This is a genomic window from Aeromonas sp. FDAARGOS 1411 (genome assembly GCF_019047125.1).
GTDB lineage: Bacteria > Pseudomonadota > Gammaproteobacteria > Enterobacterales > Aeromonadaceae > Aeromonas > Aeromonas veronii.
Window position 1 is genome coordinate 1096849 of sequence record NZ_CP077214.1, and the last position, 17954, is coordinate 1114802.

Sequence of the window (17954 nt, forward strand, 5' to 3'; positions counted from 1 at the left end):
TCTGTTTTTTTGGGTTGGGCAAAAGGTCGTAACCGTGAACCCTGTGCTTGTCGAATGGCGCAGATGCAGGCAACATGTTGTTTACATTAACTCATCGGATCAGTTCGCATATGGATTTGCAACGCTTCAAAGCCAATCTGGCGCTTCGGCTGTTTGCCTGGCGCTACATTCCCGTCATCGGGTTTTGTGCCCCGATCATCGAAGAGATGAACGCCAAGGCGCTGCGCATTCGCATTCCTCTTGGCTGGCGTACCCGCAACCATCTGGGCAGCATGTATTTTGGTGCGCTGGCGACCGGCGCCGATCTGGTAGGCGGTCTGCTGGTGATGGAGAAGGGGCGGCAGCGGCGCAAGAAGGTGCACTTCGCCTTCAAGGATGTGCAGGGGGAGTTTTTGAAACGACCGGAGGGGGATGTGCAGTTCGACTGCGCAGCGGGGGAGGAGATTGACGCCATGATCGACGAATCGTTGGCAAGCGGTCAGCGCATCAATCGCCCCATCCGAGTGGTAGCCACCTGCCCGTCATTGAACGGGGATGAGGCGATGGCGCGTTTTGTGCTGACCCTGTCGATCAAGGCCAGCTAGTGGGTTGCCGGAGAGTGGCTCCCCAAGACGGGGTTAGCCAATCTCCGGGCTGACGCCCTCTTTCACCACGACCTTCATGCCGTTGAAGTTGACCACCTGTTCGGCCACGATCTTGCAGCGCTTGCGGGTCTCGACCTGACCGTCCACCTCGACCAGCCCTTCGGCAACGAGGGCTTTGGCGGCGCCGCCACAATCGGCCCACCCTTGATGTTTGATAAGGTCACACAAGGCAACGAAGGGGTGACCTTCGAGCAGAAACGTCTCCATGGGAAATCCTCTAGATGGATGAATGCCGGATACAGCAGGGCGACTATTTTAGGCAGTTCGCTCAGGCAAAGAAAGGAAGAGGGGCCACTCGCTGCGAAAAAGTGGCCGATTGTCCTTAAGGTGGCGCTTTCGCAAGACCTGATGGAGAGGTGAGAGGGCCACCCGTGACGTATCGTGACGCACCTCGTCCCTGCTGGTGTGCCCACACTCTCCCCTGACTGTTAGGATCGGGTCACTCTCAATGGCCCAAGGAACTTCCCATGACACTCTCCCGCCTGCTGCTGGCATGCAGCGCCCTGACTCTGTGCGGTGTCGCGCAGGCCAGTACTCCGGTGCAGGTCTCGCTGCCTGGGGTCAATTTGCCCGCGTCCCATCAGGTGGAAGGGGCGCGCGCCTCGCTGCTCTACGGTCGGACCGGTCAGGTGAAGGGCATTGATCTGCCGATCTTCGCCCTCTCCGATGTGGATCAGTTCAGCGGCCTGCAGCTCGGGGTATTCCTGGGTGCTGGTCGGGTGCGCCACCAGTTTGGCGGGGTGGCCATCAACGCCATCAACTGGCACGAAGGGCAGGATACCGGCGTCAATCTGGGGCTGGTCAACCTGACCAATAACGTACAGGGGCTCAACTGGGGGGCGGTCAATATCGCCAAGGGCAATGCGCTGGCCAACGTCGGCCTGGTCAACTATGCCGAGCGTACCACTTTCCAGATTGGCTTTATCAATGCGACCAAGCACCTCGATGGCTTGCAGATCGGGCTGGCCAACTATGCCGCCAACGGCGTGTTCCCCATTCTGCCGCTGGTGAATTTCCAGAAATCGTTCTGAGTGGGCGGTTCGCTTTGCGTTAAGGGCCTCTGCTGATTACCCTGTGCCTCTTGCAACTTGTGACAGGCGAACAGAGGTAATTGATGACGGCAGGGCAGATGAGTGCAATCGGGATCGGCTGGGATGTGCGTGGCTGGCAGGGCAGTGCCCAAGCGGTGGCCGTGGTGGGCTGGCAGGCCGAATCCAACCGCCTGCACTGGCTCGGGGTGTCGCCTCTGTTTCGTCTGAGCTCGCGGGTGGCGCCGGATCTGGCCGCTCTGCTGCGTCCCGCCCTGCAAAACGAGCTGACCCTGATGCAGGTAGAAGCCTGCCCGCAACTGGCGCTCGGTATCGATGCGCCGCTCGCCTTTCCCCGCACCTTGCGGGATCTGCTCAACGGCCAGCCACACAGCTGCGCCGTGCCCGAGCGGGAGATAGACAACCACTACGCCTATCGCGACTGCGAGCGCTGGTTGTATCAGCAGTACGGCAAGAAGCCGCTGTCGGCCACCTTCGACCGGCTCGGCAACAACGCCACTCTGGCGCTCTCCATGCTGCCGCGGCTCTCTGATCTGCAACTGGTGCCGACCGTTGCCCCGAAGGCCAGTCGTGCCGTGCTGGAGGTCTATCCGGCATTGGCCAAAGTGGGCGGCAAGGCCTCCCCGGCACGGCCCGAGCTGGCGGCCTTACTGCCTGCGGACGTGCTGGTCGGCACCGATCGCTACGATGCGGTGCTCTGCGCCCTGATGGCGCTGCAATATGCCGCTGGTGGCAAGGTGACGGTATTGCCTGAGCTGATTTCGCCACCCAGTGACATGCCTTGTGATGAGGGATGGGTCTATCACTTTGCCCGTCATGCTGTAGAGCACAACGGCATGTGACGACGGGGACGCGGCACATCATGGCGCCGCTCACCCTGTGGAGGCGGGCCAAATGGCGCAAAAAACCTGTCTTTAGTCAGGAAATTGCCTGTTCATCCCGCGCCAAGGTGGCGCATCGTTATCTTCATCCGATATATTGCCCACCTTGCTGATCCTTTGCTGTGGTATTCCCGATGAAATCCGTTCTCTCTATTCAGTCCCACGTGGTCTTTGGTTGTGCCGGCAACAGCGCGGCCGTCTTCCCCATGCGCCGCCTCGGTATGGATGTATGGCCCATCAACACGGTGCAGTTTTCCAACCACACCCAATATGCCCAGGGGTGGCAGGGGATGGCGATGCCGGCGGGCCATATCAGTGCGCTGGTGAAAGGATTGGGCAATATCGAGGTGTTGAGCCAGTGTGACGCCGTGCTGAGCGGTTACCTTGGCTCCGCCGAACAGGGAGACGAGATCCTGACCGTGGTCAACGCCGTCAAGGCGGCCAACCCCGATGCCATCTACTTCTGCGATCCGGTGATGGGTCATCCGGAGAAGGGGTGTATCGTCGCTCCCGGCGTCACCCGTTTCCTGACCGAGCAGGCGTTGCCGGTGGCCGACATGATGGCCCCCAACCTGCTGGAGCTGGAGACCCTCTGTGATACCCATCTGGCTGATCTGGATCAGACCCGCGCGGCAGCCCATCAGCTGCTGGCCCGCGGCGTCAAGCTGGTGCTGGTCAAGCATCTCGGTCGTGCGGCGCAGGACTCCAGCCGCTTCGAGATGCTGCTGGCCACCCCGCAAGGGGATTACCTGATTGCCCGTCCGCTTTATGACTTTGCCCGCCAGCCGGTGGGGGTTGGCGATCTTATCAGCGCCCTGATGCTGGCCAATTTGCTGGCCGGTCACGATGCGGTCAGCGCGTTCGAGCGCACCAACGCCTCGGTGGATGCGGTGCTGCAGGAGACCTGGCGCCAGCAGGCTTACGAGCTGCAACTCATCGCCGCGCAAGATGCCTTCGCCCTGCCAGAGGTAGCAGTGCGAGCGGTGAAACTGCCCTGAGTCAACGCGGACTTTCGTCTATCCCGACAAGGGGTGGGATGCAGATGAAAAAGGCTTGCCAATGGGCAAGCCTTTTTACTGTTTGCCTATTTAGTGCGGCAAGCAATCAGATGCGGGGATGGCGGAGGCGATAACGCTCAGCCATGGCATTGGCCGCTACCATGGCGGCGTAGACATCCTGTTCACTCACTGTCATCGGCATGTTGCCCATGGTATCGAGGGGGTCGCAGGCCAGCTGCGCTACCTTGCGCCACTCGCTTTCATCAAAGTGGGTGAGCCCCAGCTCTTGCAGCGTCATGGGCAGACCTGCACAGTCGATGATGCGAAACACCTCATCAAGCTCATGTTGCGGGGCGCGCTCAAGCACGAGTTGGGTCAGCAGGCCGAAGACCACCTTCTCGCCATGCTGGGCACGATGGAGCTCCGCGATCAGTGACATGCCGTTGTTGACGGCATGAGCGGCGGCCAGTCCACCGGCTTCTGCGCCGACCCCGCTGAGGTAGATGGTGGCCTCGATAACCTGCTCAAGCGCCGGGGTCGAGACATGGTGGCGTATCGCATCCATGGCCAGCTCGATGTTCTCACCAAGCAGCTCGTAACAGAGCTTTGCCAGACCAAGGCCAGTGCGTGAAGGGCGCTTGCCGACCAGATTGAGCCCGTCCGACCGATAGCAGGCGCGCGCCTCGAAATAGGTGGCCAGGGCATCACCAACGCCTGCGGAAAAGAAGCGGGGAGGGGCGGCGGCAATGATGGCCGTGTCAGCCAGCACCACGTCCGGATTTTGCGGCAGGAACAGATAGCGTTCAAATTCACCCGCCTGGTTGTAGATCACCGCCAGCGCCGTACAGGGGGCATCCGTGGAGGCAATCGTCGGGAACAGTACAACCGGACGGCGCAGATAGAAGGCCACGGCCTTGGCGACATCCAGCGTCTTGCCGCCGCCGATCCCGACAATCACGTTCGCACCATATTGCTCTGCAAGGTGGGTCAGGCGGTGGATCTCCTGTTCGGTGCATTCGTAGCGAAACTTGTCGACCACTCCCCTGAGACCTGCCTGCAGGAGCCCCGCCAAAGCTTCTTCCCGTACCCGCTCCAGAATGAACTCATCGCTGATGAGCAACGCATAGTCACCAAAATCTTTAACGTGCTCATGGAGTTGCGGGAGAAGGTGTTGACCGATGATGAACTTTTTGGGGGAGGTAACTGTACGGGGCAAAGTGGGCATCCATTATTCCTCAAGGCAGTGAATAACATAAGATTGATTATCAAATGGGTCTCTTACGATACGCCTGATGAGGCAATAGATGAAGAAGAAAAGGGGGGCGTTTTAATCATTAATTAATCTTTCTATTTGTTTGGCTGTATTTTGGGGCGGCGATTGGCGGTGTTGAGGCATACAGGAGCACTGGCCGTATCGTGGCAATCCGTCGCAAGCCAAATTGCTGCAACAAACAGTCACGCGGGCAACAAGCAGGGCCGCTTGGTGCGGCCCTGCTGTATGTGGATAAGAGATAGGGGATGGTCAGAGCGGTTTATAGAAGATGACGGTCGCAGCAAGAGAGCCATCGGCGTTGCGCGCAAAGATCGGGATCTGGCCCGCCTCCAGATAGCCGAGTTGACGATAGAGGTGGGAGGCCACATCACCGGCGCGAGTATCGAGCACCAGCAGCGAACGGCCCGCGGCATGGGCGCCTTGTTCCATTGCCTGCATCAGCGCATGACCGACACCTTTGCCTCTCGCCGTTTGCAGTACCATCAGTTTTTCCACCTCGGCCCGGTGGCGACCGTTGGCCTTGCCACAGAGCGCGAGCTGAACCGCTCCCACGAGCTGTTGTTGCTCAAGGGCAAGCCACAGCTTTCGGTGACCTGCCACAAGATCCGCTTCAACTCCTTGCCAGTAGCGGGTAGATTCCTCCGTGGTCAGCGGCGGTAAAAATCCGACCGAGGCGCCGCTATCGACACAATCTTGCAGCAGGGTGATGAGCGCACTTTGGTAGGTCGCTGCGCTATTAACTTCCACAATGTCCATCTGACATCCTTGTCGTTGCGCTGTTATGTGGCTGATTGCCACCGTTGGTTCATATGAGGTGGATACGTATGCTTGGCGCAAGCACGACTTGTCAGCGGATCAGCCCCTGCTCAACCAGCCAGACAAACAGCAGGCGGGAGACGGGGGAGAGCTCATCGAGGTGAGAGCTGTCGAGCCAGCGCAGCTCGGCAATTTCGGCCGATGCGATCGGGGTGCCGCTCGCTTCGCCGGTGTAGCAGCGCAGTCTCACCTCGACACCTGCAGGTTTGCCATCGGCCTGGGCGTTGAATTCGCAGGCAAAGCGCAGGGTGTCGGGTTGCAGGGTGACAGCCAGCTCCTCCTCAATCTCGCGGATCAGCGCCGCCTCGTCGCTCTCGCCCGGTTCCCGCTTGCCGCCTGGGATGTAATAGATGCCCTTGCCGTGGGAGCGGGCGCAGAGCAGTTGCTGATCTTTAAAGGTGAGCCAGGCGAGTTTGTCGATCATTGAGTTGCATCCTCTGGTTGTGTGGTGTGTATTGTCTGCATGTACCGGGTGAACAGGGCGCGGTAGGAGCGAGGCTCCTGCGCATCGGGAGAAAGTCCCAACTGATCTGCCAGCGCGAGCAGTTGCTGGCGAAACGCCGGGAGGCGTTCCTCGTCATCGGTCATGATGGCGAGCTCGGCAAAATCCCCGATCTCGGCCAGATGATCCAGGGTGACGTGAAACGGGCCAATGAAGTAGATGCTGCGCCTTTTGGTGATCACGAGTATCTGCCGGTAGTTCATGGTCAATAGCATGCTGACGGCCTTGTCCGCATCATTGATAGTGACCGCCTCGCAGCGATCCGTCTCGGGCCCCTTGACGATCCAGAGCTGGATGCCGGAGGGCTGCATGGTGCGGATAGCCAGACTTTTGCCAGCCTGGGCAAGGGCATCGTCCGGGGTGTCGAAGTAGCGATCCTGCTCCAGATTATCCTCCAGCATGATCTCCGGATTGAGGGCGAGCAGTGCCTTGAGGAAGGCGGTGCGATCCGTCAGCTGATATTTGAACTCGACTTCGAAGCTGCCCTGAAAGTGCGCCTGTGACATCAAGAAGATCCCTCTGTGAGCCTGTGTGGCAGGCAGCCTAACAAAGATGAAGTTGAGTCCCAAGGAGAAAGAGGGGATAGGCCGGAAACGCACTGTTTCCAGCGCGGTGACCGCGTAGCTGAATGAGTGCGCAATGGCTGGTTCGCCACAGCTTTCTCGTCCCTAAAAAAGCGGACTGGCGCACATCACGACAGGGCCGGACTGGGCGAAGGCGGGGTCCTTGTGGTTTAATCTTGCCACTTTAGCGGTAGTAGGCGACGAGCCTGCTACCTTGCGTGGGCAAGATGCAGGTGAGCAAGATGCAGATAGCAGCAGAGAGCAAGTTTATTGGACTCGGGGTCGCGGGCAATTTCGCCGGTCATCTGGAGCAGGCGGGTGAAGCGTCGGACTTCGTAGCGGTCGTGGTGCGCGATACCACCGCGCCCAAGGCGCTGTTCCCCTTCTTCGTGCCGGGCCATCCGGGTCAGCTCGGGGTATTCCCGTTGAGCGACAAGGCGATCTTCCTGCCGGAAGCGGCGGTCAGTGGTGACGAGAAGGTGCAGATCGAGCCGGAAGTAGCCCTCTGGTGCGAGCTGGAGTATGCCGGCAAGCAGGTGGTGGCGATCCATCCCCGCGCCTTTGGTGCCTATAACGACTGTTCCATCCGCCGTCCCAACGCCAAGAAGATTAGCGAGAAAAAGAACTGGGGCGAAGAGAGCAAGGGGTTGGCGGCCAACCTGCTGCCGCTTTCCGGTTTTGCCGCCGGTTGCGAGCTCGATGACTATCGCATCGCCTGCTATCTGGAGCGCGATGACGAGCTGCACGCTTACGGGGTAGACAGCGCCGCCATCGACTACAGCTACTTCCATGGCAAGCTGCTCGACTGGGCTATCGACAAGTTCAATCATCAGCAGGATGAGGGGCCGGCGGAGCACATTCAGGGACTGCTGGCGCAGGCGGGACATCCTCCCCATGCGCTCATCAGTATCGGCGCCACCCGCTATACCCCGTTTGGCGAGACCCACTTCCTCAAACCGGGCGACACTTCCTGCGTGGTGGTCTACCCGGGCAGCCGTTATAGCGAAGCGGATATTCGCGAGGCGATCCGCAGCCGCCACTTTGGTGCTGATATGTCGGTGCTGCTGCAGGCGGTGCAGGCGCGCTAATCAGATTGGCCCGCGGGAAGGTGTCTCTTCCCGCTGGTTATCATATCGAGTCATTTCATGACGATTGTTCAGGTATCCCGGGCCGATTATCCGGCCCTGATCGATCTGTGGGAGGCCTCTGTTCGGGCGACCCACCACTTCCTGCCCGAGGCCGAGATCCTCGCGCTTAAACCGCTTATTCTGGAGCACTACTTCGATGCGGTGACACTGCACAGTGCCCGCTCAGAAGAGGGGCAGATTACGGGTTTTAGCGGAGTGTACGAGGGCAAGCTGGAGATGCTGTTTGTGGCTCCCGGGGCGCGCGGCAGTGGCGTGGGGCGTTTGCTGGTGGCCCATGCCATCACGCAGGGCGGCGCGACGCTGGTTGACGTCAACGAGCAGAATGAGCAGGTGGTGGGCTTCTACCACAAGATGGGGTTCGCCGTGACGGGCCGCTCGCCGCTGGATGGTCAGGGCAAGCCCTATCCGCTGCTGCATATGGCGCTGGCGCCGACCTGATCGTGCCTGATGAGGCGCAGTACCCATAAACCAACGGGGGATGGCATCAGCCATCCCCCGTTTTTTTGATCGTGTTTGTTACTTGCTGGCGACCTTGTTCACCACCTGGATCAGCTGATAGCGCACGGAGGGGGCATCGGCCGGCACATCGGTGAGTTGCTCCTTGCTGACTGTGAGCTGATACCGGTAGCCCGGCTCGAACTGGAAACCTTCGATATTCTGGTAGAACAGCGTCCAGGGCTGCTGCTCATCACTGCGAACCTGCATGCACTGCATCGGGCCAACTCCAACGCAATCGACCAACTGGCTGTTGATATAGAGGGTCTCTTCCTGTGACGGGGCGGGGGCGCTCTGGCAGGCGGTCAGCAGCAAGGCTGCGCTGATAAACAGTGGTTTCATAATGGACTCCTTAACGCGAAAGGGGGCATTAGAGCGGCAAACAAAAAGGCGGTCAATGACCGCCTTTGTAACAAACCATATCAGCGCAGTGGTTAGCGCTGCTCGAGCGGAGTGAACTCGCGCAGCGGGTGGCCCACGTAGAGCTGGCGTGGACGACCAATCTTGCTGTCCGGGTCTGAGTGGAACTCGTTCCAGTGGGCAATCCAGCCGATGGTGCGGGAGATGGCGAAGATCACGGTGAACATGCTCATCGGGATGCCGATCGCCTTCATGATGATGCCGGAGTAGAAGTCCACGTTCGGGTAGAGTTTCTTCTCGACGAAGTAGGGGTCGGAGAGCGCAATACGCTCCAGCTCCATGGCGACGTCCAGCAGCGGATCCTTGATCTGCAGCTCGGTCAGTACTTCGTGGCAGGTTTCGCGCATCACAGTGGCACGAGGGTCGTGGTTCTTGTAGACGCGGTGACCAAAGCCCATCAGACGGAACGGATCATTCTTGTCCTTGGCCTTGGCGATGTACTCGGGGATGCGATCCACCGAGCCGATCTCTTCCAGCATGCGCAGGCAGGCTTCGTTGGCACCACCGTGGGCCGGTCCCCACAGGGAGGCGATCCCCGCGGCGATACAGGCGAACGGGTTGGCACCGGAGGATCCAGCCAGACGAACGGTGGAGGTGGAGGCGTTCTGCTCGTGATCCGCATGGAGGGTAAAGATACGATCCATGGCGCGTTCAACGATGGGATTGACCTTGTACTCTTCGGTCGGCACGCCAAACATCATGTGCAGGAAGTTACCGGCATAGGAGAGGGCGTTACGCGGCTGCATGAACGGCTGGCCGATGGAGTACTTGTAACACATGGCTGCCAGAGTCGGCATCTTGGAGAGCAGACGGAAGGCACAGATCTCGCGATGCTGCTCGTTGTTGATGTCGAGGGCATCGTGATAGAAGGCGGAGAGGGCGCTGACCACACCGCACATGATGGCCATGGGGTGGGAGTCACGACGGAAGCCGCGGAAGAAGAAGGCGATCTGCTCGTGCACCATGGTGTGGCGAGTGACCAGGCGTTCGAATTCGGCATATTGGGCCTTGGTCGGCGCTTCACCGTACAGCAGGATATAGCAGACTTCCAGATAGGTGGCCTGGGTGGCCAACTGGGCGATGGGGTAACCACGGTGCAGCAAGACACCCTGATCCCCGTCAATGTAGGTAATGGCAGATTTGCAAGAACCGGTGGCCATAAAACCGGGGTCAAAGGTGAAATACCCCTGTGATCCCAATTTTCTGACATCGATGACATCCGGGCCGATGGTGCCGGAGAGGATCGGCAGTTCAACCGGATCTTTTCCGGGCAGGTGTAGGGTGGCTATCTTATCAGCCATAGCACGTCTCCTTTGCTCTTTATAATTTGGTTCCAGTCCTACTCTATTACGACTTTTATGACGCTGGCAAAGGTTGTTACCCATACCGAAGTGGCTGGAGCGCCTTATTTGAAACAGAGTTCCTTATCAATGTCAATTTTGCTGGAACCCCATTAATGGCATTAATGAAATGTTAAATTAAATATGCGATCGAGTTTGCGGTTTTGTGTTTTCTTTGTAGCTAATTGATTGTCTTCGGTTAAGGCCGCCGATATACTGCGCCACGTGGGTCATGGCTGCGGGTGTTTGAAACGCTTTGGCAAAGCCTGATGTGAAACCGAAAACTCGCGTTTTGGCTTTTTCAGAGTGTTTTGGTAACAAAAAACCAACAATCACCATTCCGTGCCCTCAAGTGTGAGTTAAAACAATAACTAACGTGCTCAATGGAGCTGAGTGGGCAAGCGTGAAAAACAAACAGAGACCGGTCAACCTCGACCTACAGACGATCAGCTTTCCTGTCACTGCCATTGCATCCATCCTGCACCGTGTTTCAGGGGTCATTACCTTTGTTGCACTGGGCATCTTGCTGTGGATGCTTGGTACTTCACTCGCCTCTCCCGAAGGGTTTGAAACCGTGGTTGCCATCATGGACAACTTCTTGGTCAAACTCGTGCTGTGGGGGATCCTGACTGCGCTGGCATACCACATTGTGGGCGGCTTGCGTCATCTGGTCATGGATATGGGCTATTGGGAAGAGCTGGAATCCGGCAATCAGAGCGCCCGCGTGGCCTTCGTGATCACCGCGATCCTGGCTGTATTGGCGGGAGTGCTTGTATGGTAACCAATTCTGCAACCTTCGGGCGCAGCGGCGTTCACGATTACATCCTGATCCGCGCCACCGCCCTCATCATGACCTGTTATGTCCTCTATCTGGTGGGCTTTGTCGCGTTCAACGACATCACCTACGAGGTGTGGGCAGGCTTCTTCGCCAAAACATTCACCAAAGTATTCACCCTGTTGACCCTGCTCTGCGTACTGATCCACGCCTGGATTGGTCTGTGGCAGGTGCTGACTGACTATATCAAGCCGGTAGGGCTGCGCGGGGCGCTGCAATTTGCCCTGGTCGTGGTGCTGTTTGTCTATCTGATGACGGGTTTCGTCGTGCTGTGGGGTGTGTAAGGTGACTATTCCAACTCGTGAATTTGATGCGGTGGTGATTGGTGCCGGTGGTGCCGGTATGCGCGCCGCGCTGCAGATTGCCCAGTCCGGCAAGAGCTGCGCTCTGTTGTCCAAGGTTTTTCCAACCCGTTCTCACACTGTCTCCGCCCAAGGCGGGATCACGGTTGCGCTGGGCAATGCCCACGACGACAACTGGCAGTGGCATATGTATGACACGGTAAAAGGTTCCGATTACATCGGTGATCAGGAAGCCATCGAGTACATGTGCAAAACCGGCCCCGAGGCTATCTATGAGCTGGAGAACATGGGCTTGCCCTTCTCCCGTTTCGACAACGGGTCTGTCTACCAGCGTCCGTTTGGTGGTCAGTCCAAGAATTTCGGTGGCGAGCAGGCTGCTCGTACCGCAGCGGCCGCCGACCGTACCGGTCACGCCCTGCTGCACACCCTCTACCAACAGAACGTCAAGAACAAGACCACTGTCTTCTCCGAGTGGTATGCGCTGGATCTGGTGAAGAACCAGGATGGCCACGTGGTGGGTTGTACCGCCATCGACATGGAGAGCGGTGAAGTGGTCTACTTCAAGGCCAAGGCGACCGTGCTGGCCACCGGCGGTGCCGGTCGCATCTACCAGTCCACCACCAACGCCCACATCAACACCGGTGACGGCGTCGGCATGGCGCTGCGTGCCGGCGTCGGCGTGCAGGACATGGAGATGTGGCAGTTCCACCCGACCGGCATCGCCGGGGCAGGGGTGCTGGTAACTGAAGGCTGCCGTGGTGAAGGCGGCTATCTGCTCAATAAAGATGGCGAGCGCTTCATGGAGCGTTACGCCCCGAACGCCAAGGACTTGGCCGGTCGTGACGTGGTGGCCCGCTCCATTATGATCGAGATCCGCGAAGGACGTGGTTGCGACGGTCCCTGGGGTCCTCACATCAAGCTCAAGCTGGATCACCTCGGCAAAGAGGTGCTGGAATCCCGTCTGCCGGGCATCTGCGAGCTCTCTCGCACCTTCGCCCACGTGGATCCGGTCAAAGAGCCGATCCCGATCATTCCGACCTGCCACTACATGATGGGCGGCGTGCCGACCAACGTGAATGGCCAGTGCCTGACCCAGGACAAGAACGGCAACGACGTGCCGGTGGTCGGTCTGTTTGCGGTGGGCGAGATTGCCTGCGTCTCGGTGCACGGCGCCAACCGTCTGGGCGGCAACTCCCTGCTGGATCTGGTGGTGTTCGGCCGCGCTGCTGGCATGCATCTGGTCAACACTCTGGGCGAGATGGATCACGGCCGCGATGCTTCCGAGTCGGATCTGGATGCCGCACTGGCCCGCTTCAACCGCTGGGAAAATTGCCGTGACGGTGAAGACCCGGTGCAGATCCGCAAAGACCTGCAGCGCTGCATGCAGAACAACTTCTCCGTATTCCGCGAAGGTGCGGCGATGGCAGAAGGGTTGGCTGAGCTCAAGGTTATCCGCGAACGCCTCAAGTCAGCCCGTCTGGATGACACCTCCAAAGAGTTCAACACCCAGCGCATCGAGTGCCTGGAGCTGGACAACCTGATGGAGACGGCGTTTGCCACGGCGGTTGCCGCCAACTTCCGTACCGAGAGTCGCGGTGCTCACTGCCGCTTTGACTTCCCGGATCGCGACGATGAGAACTGGCTGTGCCACAGCCTCTATCATCCGGACACCGAGTCCATGACCCGTCGCGCTGTCAACATGTCACCCAAGACCCGTGAGGCGTTCCCGCCCAAGGTCCGGACTTACTGATTGCGGAGCCAGCCCTATGAACGTCACATTCTCTGTCTACAGATACAATCCGGATGTTGATAACGTCCCCCATATGAAGGAATATCGTCTTGATATTCCTGAAGGTTCCGACATGATGGTGCTCGACGCACTGATCCAGTTGAAAGAGCTGGATCCCACGCTCGCCTTCCGCCGCTCTTGCCGCGAAGGGGTCTGTGGATCAGATGGTCTCAACATGAATGGCAAGAACGGTCTTGCCTGTATCACCCCGCTCTCCGACCTGCTGAAGAAGGGCAATAACGTCGTTATCCGCCCCTTGCCCGGCCTGCCGGTGATCCGTGATCTGGTGATCGACATGACCCAGTTCTACACCCAGTGGGAGAAGGTCAAACCCTTCCTCATCAATGATGACAAGTTGCCGCCGGTGCGTGAGCACCTGCAATCCCCCGAAGAGCGCGCCAAGCTTGACGGCCTGTACGAGTGCATTCTCTGTGCCTGCTGCTCCACTTCGTGCCCCTCCTTCTGGTGGAATCCCGACAAGTTCATCGGTCCGGCCGGGCTGCTCGCCGCCTACCGCTGGCTGGCTGACAGCCGCGACACCGCGACCACCGAACGACTGGGGAATCTGGACGACGCATTCAGCGTGTTCCGCTGCCATGGCATCATGAACTGCGTGAACGTCTGTCCGAAAGGCTTGAACCCGACCAAGGCGATTGGCCAGATCAAGTCGATGTTGCTCAATCGGGCTGTTTAGTATCAGGGCCGGCCAGGTGCTGGCCCGACCTCTGGATAGCCATCCCACCCGTGGCAGGATGGCTATTTGACCCCTACAAGCTGCGCAGCAGTAACAAGAAGTACAAGGGATAGAAATGCATAACGGCGTGATGAAGGCCTGGTTGGAGTCATCTCACCTGGCTGGTGCGAATGCAAGCTATATCGAGGATTTGTACGAATCCTTCCTGGAAAATCCTGACTCCGTGTCCGACGAGTGGCGCAGCCTGTTTAGCGAGCTGCCCCAGGTCAATGGCCATGCGGTTGAACAACCCCACTCCCAGGTCCGCGATTATTTCCGTCGTCTGGCCAAGGATCCCTCTCGCTACAGTGCCCCCGTCTCCGATCCGCAAGTGGATGCCAAGCAGGTGCGGGTATTGCAGCTGATCAACGCCTTCCGTTTCCGTGGTCACCAGAATGCCAATCTGGACCCGCTGGGCCTGTGGCAGCGTGAAACCGTTGCCGAACTGGATCCTGCGTTCCACAACCTGCAGGGCGCAGATATGGAGGCCACCTTCAATGTGGGCTCCTACGCCATCGGTCGCGAGACCATGGTGCTCTCCGACCTCTACGCCTCGCTGAAGAAGACCTACTGCGGCTCCATCGGCGCCGACTACATGCACCTCACCTCCACGGAAGAGAAGCGCTGGCTGCAACAGCGTCTCGAATCCATTGAGGGGAAGGGGAGCTATACCCTCGAAGAGAAGACCCGTTTCCTCGAGAGCCTGACTGCCGCCGAAGGGCTGGAGAAATATCTGGGCGCCAAGTTCCCGGGAGCCAAGCGCTTCTCGCTGGAAGGGGGCGACGCCATGATCCCCATGCTCAAGGAGCTGATCCGTCGCGCCGGTGAGCAGGGCTGCAAAGAGGCCGTTATCGGTATGGCACACCGCGGTCGTCTCAACGTGCTGATCAACGTGCTCGGTAAACGGGCGCAGGATCTGTTCGACGAGTTTGCCGGCAAGCATGGTGAATCCTGGGGGACCGGTGATGTGAAGTACCATATGGGCTTCTCCTCCGACTTCGCCACCCCGGGTGGCAACGTCCACCTGGCGCTGGCGTTCAACCCCTCTCACCTCGAGATTGTCAACCCTGTGGTCATCGGCTCGGTCCGTGCCCGTATGGATCGTCGTGGTGACAAGGATGGTTCCAGTGTGCTGCCCATCACCATTCACGGTGACTCGGCCATGGCCGGTCAGGGCGTGGTGGCCGAGACCTTCAACATGTCCCAGACCCGCGCCTATGGTGTCGGCGGGACGGTGCGCATCGTCATCAACAACCAGGTCGGTTTCACCACCTCCTATATCCGTGACCTGCGTTCCACCGAATATTGCACCGACATCGCCAAGGCGGTGCAGGCGCCGGTGCTGCACGTCAACGGGGATGATCCGGAAGCCGTGGTGCTGGTGACCCAGATTGCCTTGGATTACCGCAACACCTTCAAACGCGACGTGGTGATCGAACTGGTCTGCTATCGTCGTCACGGTCACAACGAAGCGGACGAGCCGAGCGCGACTCAGCCGCTGATGTACCAGAAGATCAAGCAGCACCCGACCCCGCGCAAGATCTACGCCGATCAGCTGGTGGCCGAGGGGAGCCTCGCTCAGGAGCGGGCGACCGAACTGGTCAACGAGTATCGTGAAGCGCTGGATCGCGGCGAGCGGGTGAGCAAGGAGTGGCGGCCGATGGAGCTGCACTCCGTCGACTGGACCCCTTATCTGGGCCACGACTGGAACATGGCCTATGAGAGTGCCGTGCCGATGGATCATCTCAAGAGCCTCGGCGAGCGGGTGAGCCAGTATCCGGCGACCCACGTGCTGCAGCGTCAGGTCGAGAAGATTTACGAAGACCGCCGTCTGATGGCCGCTGGCGAGAAGCTGGTGGATTGGGGCTTTGCCGAGACCCTGGCCTACGCCACTCTGGTGGACAAGGGGTCCCGCATCCGCTTTACCGGTGAAGATTCCGGCCGTGGCACCTTCTTCCACCGCCACGCCGTGCTGCACAGCCAGACCGATGCCAGCACCTACACCCCGCTGTGCAACCTGCACGACGAGCAAGGCCCGTTCGAGGTGTATGACTCTGTGCTGACCGAGAACGCGGTACTGGCCTTTGAATATGGCTACGCCAGCGCCGAGCCGGCTGGCCTCACCATCTGGGAAGCCCAGTTCGGCGATTTCGCCAACTGTGCTCAGGTGGTTGTGGATCAGTTCCTCTCCTCCGGTGAGCAGAAGTGGGGCCGGATGTGCGGCCTGACCATGCTGCTGCCGCACGGTTACGAGGGGCAGGGGCCGGAGCACTCCTCCGCCCGTCTGGAGCGTTATCTGCAGATGTGCGCCCAGCACAACATGCAGGTGTGCGTGCCCTCTACCCCGGCGCAGGTGTTCCATATGCTGCGTCGTCAGGTGGTACGTCCGATGCGCCGTCCGCTCATCGTGATGACCCCCAAATCCCTGTTGCGCCACCCGTTGGCGGTGAGCAAGCTTGAAGAGCTGGCGGAAGGTACCTTCCAGAACGCCATCGGCGAGATCGATGCGCTGGATCCGAAGGCGGTCAAGCGCGTGGTCTTCTGCTCCGGCAAGGTCTACTACGACCTGCTCGATGCCCGTCGCAAGGCCGAGCAGCAAGATGTGGCACTGGTGCGAATTGAGCAGCTCTACCCCTTCCCGGAAGAGGAAGTGCGCGCCATTCTGGCCGATTACAGCCACGTCACCGATTTTGTCTGGTGTCAGGAAGAGCCGCAAAACCAGGGCGCCTGGTACTGCACCCGTCACCACTACGATGGCGTGCTGCCAGCCGGAGCTACCCTGCGTTATGCCGGTCGCCCCGCGTCAGCCTCACCGGCCGTCGGTTACATGTCTGTCCACGCCAAGCAGCAAAAAGCCTTGGTGGAAGATGCCCTTACCCTGTAAAGCCTCTGGCATAGAAGTAAAAAGGAACTGATTGGATGACTATCGAAATCAAGGTACCGGATCTGCCGGAATCAGTGGCCGATGCCACTATCGCCACTTGGCACAAAAAACCGGGCGATCTGGTCGCCCGTGACGAAGTGCTGGTCGACATCGAGACCGACAAGGTGGTGCTGGAAGTGCCGGCACCGCAAGCCGGTGTGCTGGGGGATATTCTGCAAGGGGAAGGGGCGACTGTGTTGTCCCGTCAACTGATTGCCATCCTCACCGCCGCCCCGGTGGCCGGTGAAGAGACCAAAGAGAAACCCGCTGAAGCGGTTGCCGATGATGGTGCCGATGGCTTGAGCCCCTCGGTGCGCCGCCTGATTGGCGAGCACGATATCGACGTGACCAAGCTGACCGGTACCGGCAAGGGTGGTCGCATCACCAAGGATGATGTGGAAGCCTTCATCAAGGCCAAGAGCCAGCCTGCGGCAGCCGCACCGGTCGCCGCTGCCGCTCCGGCAGCCAAGGTTACTCCGCTGGGTGGTCGCACCGACAAGCGGGTACCGATGACCCGTCTGCGTAAGCGCATCGCCGAGCGTCTGCTGGAAGCGAAAAATACCACCGCCATGCTGACCACCTTCAACGAGGTCAACATGAAGCCCATCATGGATCTGCGCAAGCAGTACGGCGAGATCTTCGAGAAGAAGCACGGCATCAAGCTCGGCTTTATGTCCTTCTACGTGAAGGCGGTGGTGGAGTCCCTCAAGCGCTATCCGGAAGTGAACGCGGCGCTCGATGGTGATGACGTGGTTTACCACAACTACTTCGACGTCAGCATCGCCGTCTCTACCCCCCGTGGTCTGGTGACGCCGGTGCTGCGCGACTGCGACAACATGAGCTTGGCGGACATCGAGAAGGCCATCAAGGATCTGGCGGGCAAGGGCCGTGACGGCAAGCTGACCGTGGATGAACTGACTGGCGGCAACTTCACCATCACCAACGGTGGCGTGTTCGGGTCCCTGATGTCCACCCCGATCATCAACCCGCCCCAGAGCGCCATTCTGGGCATGCACAAGATCCAGGATCGCCCGATGGCCGTTGACGGCAAGGTCGAGATCCTGCCGATGATGTATCTGGCGCTCTCCTACGATCACCGTCTCATCGACGGACGCGAATCGGTAGGCTTCCTGGTCTCCGTCAAGGAGCTGCTGGAAGACCCGACCCGTCTGTTGCTGGACGTCTAAGCCTGTGGTACCCGGGCAAGGGGTTTGCGCCCCGAGCTGAGTGTGCTGCTGGACGT

At 59.5% G+C, this 17954-nt stretch carries 20 protein-coding genes; 12 read left to right on the plus strand and 8 right to left on the minus strand.

Annotated elements, in window-relative coordinates:
- The first annotated feature begins 110 nt into the window (after positions 1-110).
- The gene (locus I6L41_RS04835; RefSeq protein WP_005352552.1) at positions 111-584 is read left to right on the plus strand and encodes a DUF4442 domain-containing protein; all 474 of its coding nucleotides are present in this window, start codon (positions 111-113) and stop codon (positions 582-584) included.
- 33 nt (positions 585-617) lie between these two features.
- Here the strand turns inward: I6L41_RS04835 and ybcJ are convergent, their stop codons facing one another.
- Positions 618-851 (minus strand): ribosome-associated protein YbcJ, encoded by a 234-nt coding sequence (gene ybcJ, locus I6L41_RS04840; protein ID WP_005361116.1) that lies wholly within the window; start codon positions 849-851, stop codon positions 618-620.
- 260 nt (positions 852-1111) lie between these two features.
- On the opposite strand from ybcJ, the gene I6L41_RS04845 reads away from it, so the two are divergent.
- From I6L41_RS04845 to pdxY, 3 genes are all read left to right on the plus strand, one after another.
- Positions 1112-1675 carry a phaC PHA synthase gene (locus I6L41_RS04845; protein WP_107684906.1) on the plus strand — a complete coding sequence of 188 codons (564 nt, stop codon included), beginning with the start codon at positions 1112-1114 and terminating at the stop codon, positions 1673-1675.
- A gap of 83 nt (positions 1676-1758) precedes the next feature.
- On the plus strand, positions 1759-2535 hold the full coding sequence (locus tag I6L41_RS04850) for a DUF429 domain-containing protein (RefSeq protein WP_216962341.1): 777 nt from the start codon (positions 1759-1761) through the stop codon (positions 2533-2535).
- A gap of 173 nt (positions 2536-2708) precedes the next feature.
- Positions 2709-3572 (plus strand): pyridoxal kinase PdxY, encoded by an 864-nt coding sequence (gene pdxY, locus I6L41_RS04855; protein ID WP_019446110.1) that lies wholly within the window; start codon positions 2709-2711, stop codon positions 3570-3572.
- Between the two features lie 106 nt (positions 3573-3678).
- Here the strand turns inward: pdxY and I6L41_RS04860 are convergent, their stop codons facing one another.
- The 4 genes from I6L41_RS04860 to I6L41_RS04875 form a co-directional block, all read right to left on the minus strand.
- Positions 3679-4797 carry a glycerol dehydrogenase gene (locus tag I6L41_RS04860; protein WP_139436296.1) on the minus strand — a complete coding sequence of 373 codons (1119 nt, stop codon included), beginning with the start codon at positions 4795-4797 and terminating at the stop codon, positions 3679-3681.
- Positions 4798-5094: 297 nt separating this feature from the next.
- Complete coding sequence (locus tag I6L41_RS04865; protein ID WP_216962344.1) at positions 5095-5601, minus strand: GNAT family N-acetyltransferase; 507 nt, start codon at positions 5599-5601, stop codon at positions 5095-5097.
- A 91-nt stretch (positions 5602-5692) separates the two neighbouring features.
- Positions 5693-6085 (minus strand): NUDIX domain-containing protein, encoded by a 393-nt coding sequence (locus I6L41_RS04870; protein WP_075115100.1) that lies wholly within the window; start codon positions 6083-6085, stop codon positions 5693-5695.
- A complete protein-coding gene (locus I6L41_RS04875) occupies positions 6082-6669 on the minus strand; it encodes a class IV adenylate cyclase (protein WP_216962347.1) in 588 nt (195 codons plus the stop codon). The genes I6L41_RS04870 and I6L41_RS04875 overlap by 4 nt, the downstream gene beginning before the upstream one ends.
- Before the next feature lie 299 nt (positions 6670-6968).
- On the opposite strand from I6L41_RS04875, the gene I6L41_RS04880 reads away from it, so the two are divergent.
- Both I6L41_RS04880 and I6L41_RS04885 read left to right on the plus strand, forming a co-directional pair.
- Positions 6969-7814, plus strand: a complete 846-nt coding sequence (locus I6L41_RS04880) for a DUF5718 family protein (RefSeq protein ID WP_216962350.1) — start codon at positions 6969-6971, stop codon at positions 7812-7814.
- Positions 7815-7871: 57 nt separating this feature from the next.
- Entirely contained in the window at positions 7872-8312 is a 441-nt protein-coding gene (locus tag I6L41_RS04885) for an acetyltransferase (RefSeq protein WP_216962352.1), read from the plus strand.
- 78 nt (positions 8313-8390) lie between these two features.
- Here I6L41_RS04885 and I6L41_RS04890 read toward each other — a convergent pair whose 3' ends face one another.
- From I6L41_RS04890 to I6L41_RS04900, 3 genes are all read right to left on the minus strand, one after another.
- Positions 8391-8711: a DUF4377 domain-containing protein gene (locus tag I6L41_RS04890; protein WP_216962355.1), complete on the minus strand. Its 321-nt coding sequence runs from the start codon at positions 8709-8711 to the stop codon at positions 8391-8393.
- A gap of 92 nt (positions 8712-8803) precedes the next feature.
- Positions 8804-10090, minus strand: coding sequence for a citrate synthase (locus I6L41_RS04895; RefSeq protein ID WP_005333572.1), 1287 nt, complete (start codon positions 10088-10090; stop codon positions 8804-8806).
- Positions 10091-10267: 177 nt separating this feature from the next.
- On the minus strand, positions 10268-10468 hold the full coding sequence (locus I6L41_RS04900; RefSeq protein ID WP_124929313.1) for a hypothetical protein: 201 nt from the start codon (positions 10466-10468) through the stop codon (positions 10268-10270).
- A 64-nt stretch (positions 10469-10532) separates the two neighbouring features.
- On the opposite strand from I6L41_RS04900, the gene sdhC reads away from it, so the two are divergent.
- The 6 genes from sdhC (at position 10533) to odhB (ending at position 17898) form a co-directional block, all read left to right on the plus strand.
- Positions 10533-10910, plus strand: a complete 378-nt coding sequence (gene sdhC / locus I6L41_RS04905) for a succinate dehydrogenase cytochrome b556 subunit (RefSeq protein WP_005333571.1) — start codon at positions 10533-10535, stop codon at positions 10908-10910.
- A complete protein-coding gene (gene sdhD, locus I6L41_RS04910; RefSeq protein WP_005333558.1) occupies positions 10904-11248 on the plus strand; it encodes a succinate dehydrogenase, hydrophobic membrane anchor protein in 345 nt (114 codons plus the stop codon). The genes sdhC and sdhD overlap by 7 nt, the downstream gene beginning before the upstream one ends.
- A 1-nt stretch (position 11249) precedes the next feature.
- Positions 11250-13016 (plus strand): succinate dehydrogenase flavoprotein subunit, encoded by a 1767-nt coding sequence (sdhA, locus tag I6L41_RS04915; RefSeq protein ID WP_040066317.1) that lies wholly within the window; start codon positions 11250-11252, stop codon positions 13014-13016.
- Between the two features lie 16 nt (positions 13017-13032).
- Entirely contained in the window at positions 13033-13749 is a 717-nt protein-coding gene (locus I6L41_RS04920) for a succinate dehydrogenase iron-sulfur subunit (RefSeq protein ID WP_005333549.1), read from the plus strand.
- Positions 13750-13864: 115 nt separating this feature from the next.
- Positions 13865-16672, plus strand: coding sequence for a 2-oxoglutarate dehydrogenase E1 component (gene sucA, locus I6L41_RS04925; RefSeq protein WP_005333548.1), 2808 nt, complete (start codon positions 13865-13867; stop codon positions 16670-16672).
- A gap of 35 nt (positions 16673-16707) precedes the next feature.
- Entirely contained in the window at positions 16708-17898 is a 1191-nt protein-coding gene (odhB, locus tag I6L41_RS04930) for a 2-oxoglutarate dehydrogenase complex dihydrolipoyllysine-residue succinyltransferase (protein ID WP_043824260.1), read from the plus strand.
- The last annotated feature ends 56 nt before the right edge of the window (positions 17899-17954 follow it).

What these genes read in the sequence shown, in the direction of transcription:
- I6L41_RS04835 (WP_005352552.1), top strand. Translation starts at nt 111, where the DNA reads ATGGATTTGCAACGCTTCAAAGCCAATCTGGCGCTTCGGCTGTTTGCC.
- ybcJ (WP_005361116.1), bottom strand. Translation starts at nt 851, where the DNA reads ATGGAGACGTTTCTGCTCGAAGGTCACCCCTTCGTTGCCTTGTGTGAC.
- I6L41_RS04845 (WP_107684906.1), top strand. Translation starts at nt 1,112, where the DNA reads ATGACACTCTCCCGCCTGCTGCTGGCATGCAGCGCCCTGACTCTGTGC.
- I6L41_RS04850 (WP_216962341.1), top strand. Translation starts at nt 1,759, where the DNA reads ATGACGGCAGGGCAGATGAGTGCAATCGGGATCGGCTGGGATGTGCGT.
- pdxY (WP_019446110.1), top strand. Translation starts at nt 2,709, where the DNA reads ATGAAATCCGTTCTCTCTATTCAGTCCCACGTGGTCTTTGGTTGTGCC.
- I6L41_RS04860 (WP_139436296.1), bottom strand. Translation starts at nt 4,797, where the DNA reads ATGCCCACTTTGCCCCGTACAGTTACCTCCCCCAAAAAGTTCATCATC.
- I6L41_RS04865 (WP_216962344.1), bottom strand. Translation starts at nt 5,601, where the DNA reads ATGGACATTGTGGAAGTTAATAGCGCAGCGACCTACCAAAGTGCGCTC.
- I6L41_RS04870 (WP_075115100.1), bottom strand. Translation starts at nt 6,085, where the DNA reads ATGATCGACAAACTCGCCTGGCTCACCTTTAAAGATCAGCAACTGCTC.
- I6L41_RS04875 (WP_216962347.1), bottom strand. Translation starts at nt 6,669, where the DNA reads ATGTCACAGGCGCACTTTCAGGGCAGCTTCGAAGTCGAGTTCAAATAT.
- I6L41_RS04880 (WP_216962350.1), top strand. Translation starts at nt 6,969, where the DNA reads ATGCAGATAGCAGCAGAGAGCAAGTTTATTGGACTCGGGGTCGCGGGC.
- I6L41_RS04885 (WP_216962352.1), top strand. Translation starts at nt 7,872, where the DNA reads ATGACGATTGTTCAGGTATCCCGGGCCGATTATCCGGCCCTGATCGAT.
- I6L41_RS04890 (WP_216962355.1), bottom strand. Translation starts at nt 8,711, where the DNA reads ATGAAACCACTGTTTATCAGCGCAGCCTTGCTGCTGACCGCCTGCCAG.
- I6L41_RS04895 (WP_005333572.1), bottom strand. Translation starts at nt 10,090, where the DNA reads ATGGCTGATAAGATAGCCACCCTACACCTGCCCGGAAAAGATCCGGTT.
- I6L41_RS04900 (WP_124929313.1), bottom strand. Translation starts at nt 10,468, where the DNA reads ATGGTGATTGTTGGTTTTTTGTTACCAAAACACTCTGAAAAAGCCAAA.
- sdhD (WP_005333558.1), top strand. Translation starts at nt 10,904, where the DNA reads ATGGTAACCAATTCTGCAACCTTCGGGCGCAGCGGCGTTCACGATTAC.
- I6L41_RS04920 (WP_005333549.1), top strand. Translation starts at nt 13,033, where the DNA reads ATGAACGTCACATTCTCTGTCTACAGATACAATCCGGATGTTGATAAC.
- sucA (WP_005333548.1), top strand. Translation starts at nt 13,865, where the DNA reads ATGCATAACGGCGTGATGAAGGCCTGGTTGGAGTCATCTCACCTGGCT.
- odhB (WP_043824260.1), top strand. Translation starts at nt 16,708, where the DNA reads ATGACTATCGAAATCAAGGTACCGGATCTGCCGGAATCAGTGGCCGAT.